Here is a 3,530-nt window from a genome sequence, read left to right on the forward strand (position 1 = left end):
ATCGGGGTTTACTTTTTCCACCCGCGACCACCTACCCTAACCGATTCGATCGCAGCGCCGCGCAAGCGCGGCGCCGATGATGTCGGCTGCTCTCTCCCGGCGAAAGGTCCAGAAAACTACGGATTCCGGAGATCGTTCACACCGCCAGTGCTGGGGTGAGGATCGGGTCTTCTACCTGGATGAAGGCGAGGGTCTGCGGTCGATTCCTGCGCGCTGGACGAGCATGTGCGGCGACGATCCACTGGTTGTCATCTCTGACGGTCGGTCGATGTATCGCGTGGGCGACCTGCTCGAACTCGTCAAGCTGGCCCGAAAGACCGAGCGATGAGGGCGCTGCGCGACAGGAATGATGGGGGGATCGTGCGTAAAGGCAATTACGCCGTTTATGTAAATACAATTATGCCAGGAGGTTCCTGGGGTTCGCCCCGGATCCTGGGTTATGTTCCTAATTTAGTGGCATTACAGGTCAAGCGTCGGCATATTTGTCTTGACTGCTGGCTTCAGTGCGGCATAATCACAATTACACATCAGCGAGGAGTCGATCATGCCACCACGCAAACCCGACCCCAAGGCCGATTCCCTCCGCCAGCAAGGCTGTCTCCATCCTCACCCGGAGAAGGTCTCGGACGAGTTGTTCCGTTCCACCGAGTTCTTCGACCCTCGGGACTTCCTGCAGGTCAAATACGAGATGCTGCGCCGTGTCCGGGTGGACGGGCACACGGTGAGCCAGGCCGCGGCAAGCTTCGGACTATCGCGTCCGTCCTTCTATCGCGCTCAGGAGGTCTACGAAGAGGGTGGGCTGCCCGCGTTGCTGCCAAGAAAGCCGGGCCCGCGCCGGGCCCACAAGTTGTCCGAAGAGATCGTCGAAGCCCTGCGCAACGCGCTGGATCAGGAGCCGGACTCAGACGCAGCGACCCTGGCCGCGTGGGTCAAGAAACGCTTTGGCATCTCAACTCATCCACGCAGCATCGAACGAGCTCTGGCTCGCCAGGAAAAAAAACGCCAGCCATGAGTGCGGCGCCCCGGCAGAGTACTCCGGGGCATGTCACGCGCTACGAGGAACTCCGACGACATACGGTGGAGCGGCAGATCCTTACAGGTCGGCTCGGCCTGGCCATTCTGCTGCGTCAGGGGCTGGCCGCCTGGGTCGAGCAGTGGTCGAAAGTGCCCGCGCCGGCACCCTCTACCGAGAGATCCCGGCGGTCCAGGTCGCCACTGGCTGACAGTACCAGCACGGATCTGATCAACGTGCTCGCAGCCATGGCTCTGAGTCAGATACCGGAGGTGCACGCATGAGCGGGAATACCCACCAGAAGGTGACCCCGGACCATCTGCGACGCGATGCATACCTGTACGTTCGCCAATCGACCGTGCGCCAGGTCTTCGAGAATACCGAGAGTACGAGGCGTCAGTACGCATTGCGGGAGCGCGCGGTGGCGATGGGATGGCCCATCGAGCGAGTGATCGTGATCGACTCCGACCTGGGGCAGTCCGGAGCCTCGAGTGTCGACCGAGAGGGTTTTCAGAAGCTCGTCGGCGAGGTCGGCATGGGCCGAGCCGGGATCGTGCTCGGCCTGGAGGTTTCGCGGCTGGCGCGCAACTCCACCGATTGGCACCGACTGTTGGAGATCTGTGCGCTGACGGACACGCTGATTCTTGACGAGGACGGGATCTATAGCCCGAGTGATTTCAACGACCGTCTGTTGCTTGGCCTCAAGGGCACGATGAGCGAGGCAGAGCTGCACGTGATGCGGGCGCGACTGCGTGGCGGCATTCTGAACCAGGCACGCCGAGGTGCGCTACAAACCCCGCTACCCGTCGGCCTGCTGTACGATCCGGATGGCAACGTGGTGCTCGATCCCGATGCCCAGGTCCAGCGGAGCTTCGAACACCTGTTCGAGACCTTCGAGCGCACGGGTACGGCTTCAGCGACGGTCAAGCATTTCCGCGAGCAAGGTCTACGATTTCCGCGCCGGCCACGCTACGGGCCACACAAGGGAGCGCTGCTGTGGGAGTCGCTGCTGCACTGGCGTGTCCTGAGGGTGCTGCACAACCCTCGCTATGCCGGCGCGTTCTGTTTCGGCCGGACCCACACGCGCAAGCGCGTCGACGGCACCGTCGAGATCAAGTCACTTCCGCGGGAGGAGTGGACCGCACTATTGCTCGACGCACACCCGGGGTACATCACCTGGGATCAATTCGAGGCCAATCGGAGACAGCTACGGGGCAATGCACAGGCCCACGGCTCCGAGCGACGCAAGAGTCCACCGCGCGAAGGACCAGCATTGATGCAGGGCCTGGTCGTCTGCGGCCTGTGTGGCAATCGGATTACTGTCCGCTATCACACGCGCAAGGGTGAGCAGTGGCCCGAGTACGTTTGCCAGCGCAAGGCCATCGACACCGCGACACGAAAATGCCAGCAGATCCCGGGCGCGGGTATCGATCGGGCCATCGGCGAATTACTCGTGGAGGCGGTTACCCCCGTGACCCTGGAGGTAGCCTTGAAAGTCCAGGCAGAGCTCGATGTGCGGATCCATGAGGCCGATGCTCTACGGGGCCAGCGCGTGGAACGAGCACGACAGGAGAGTGATCTGGCCCGACGCCGCTTCATCGAAGTCGATCCAGGCAATCGCCTCGTGGCGGATGTCCTCGAGGCCGAGTGGAACGAAAAGCTGCGTGGGCTGCATGATGCACAAGAGGAGTGCGAGCGACGTCGGCAGGAAGATCACCAACGGATCAGCGACGAGCAACGGAAAGAGATCCTCGCCCTGGCTGCCGATTTCCCAAGGCTATGGAACGATCCGAAGACGCCTCAACGTGAACGCAAACGCATGGTGCGGTTACTCATCGAGGACGTCACACTGACGAAAGGCGATGTGATTATCCTCGGTGTCCGCTTTCGCGGCGGCGCGACACGACAGCTCGAGCTGCCCACTCCGCCAACAGCATGGGAGATGCGTCAAACATCGAAGCAGGTTGTCGCCGAGATTGATACCCTACTCGATGATCATACCGAGGCCGAGATCGCGAAGATCCTCAACGACAGGGGTCGTGTATCGGGAGAAGGTAAACGCTTCCACGCTCGCATCGTGGCGCGAATACGTCGCGGCTATCAGATGAGGACGAGGTATGATCGCCTGCGAAATGCGGGCATGCTCACCGTCGACGAAATGGCTGACTTACTTGGTGTATCAACCGCGACCGTGAAAACATGGCGTAGCCATGGACTGTTGCGGGCCCATGCCTACACAGACAAGAACGAGTGCTTGTACGAACATCCCGGCGAGGACCCGCCGGTCAAAGCCCAGGGCCTAAAACTCTCAGAACGACCCCCTTTACCCAACGTCGTACCGAACGGTACCAATGAGGTGCAGTGTGAAGCATAGCCCTTCAGGTTGGGACTGCGGCGCGGCAGGCGAACAGGTTTCGCTCCAGCGTGCCTGAGCATGGCCCGGACACTGGCAGTGAAGATCGGATCGCGATCCATGATGAGGTGGGTCTTGCCCAACAGGAATCCATCCAACGCGTCG

General features: G+C 61.4%; 4 protein-coding genes. All 4 read left to right on the forward strand.

Annotated elements, in window-relative coordinates:
- Nucleotides 1–79 precede the first annotated feature (79 nt).
- The 4 genes from GY725_00005 (at nucleotide 80) to GY725_00020 (ending at nucleotide 3,386) form a co-directional block, all read left to right on the forward strand.
- Entirely contained in the window at nucleotides 80–328 is a 249-nt protein-coding gene (locus GY725_00005; GenBank protein MCP4002551.1) for a hypothetical protein, read from the forward strand.
- A gap of 216 nt (nucleotides 329–544) precedes the next feature.
- Nucleotides 545–1,012 carry a helix-turn-helix domain-containing protein gene (locus GY725_00010; GenBank protein ID MCP4002552.1) on the forward strand — a complete coding sequence of 156 codons (468 nt, stop codon included), beginning with the start codon at nucleotides 545–547 and terminating at the stop codon, nucleotides 1,010–1,012.
- Nucleotides 1,009–1,296, forward strand: coding sequence for a hypothetical protein (locus GY725_00015; protein MCP4002553.1), 288 nt, complete (start codon nucleotides 1,009–1,011; stop codon nucleotides 1,294–1,296). The genes GY725_00010 and GY725_00015 overlap by 4 nt, the downstream gene beginning before the upstream one ends.
- Nucleotides 1,293–3,386: a recombinase family protein gene (locus GY725_00020; GenBank protein MCP4002554.1), complete on the forward strand. Its 2,094-nt coding sequence runs from the start codon at nucleotides 1,293–1,295 to the stop codon at nucleotides 3,384–3,386. The genes GY725_00015 and GY725_00020 overlap by 4 nt, the downstream gene beginning before the upstream one ends.
- The last annotated feature ends 144 nt before the right edge of the window (nucleotides 3,387–3,530 follow it).

This window comes from bacterium (genome assembly GCA_024226335.1).
GTDB lineage: Bacteria > Myxococcota_A > UBA9160 > SZUA-336 > SZUA-336 > JAAELY01.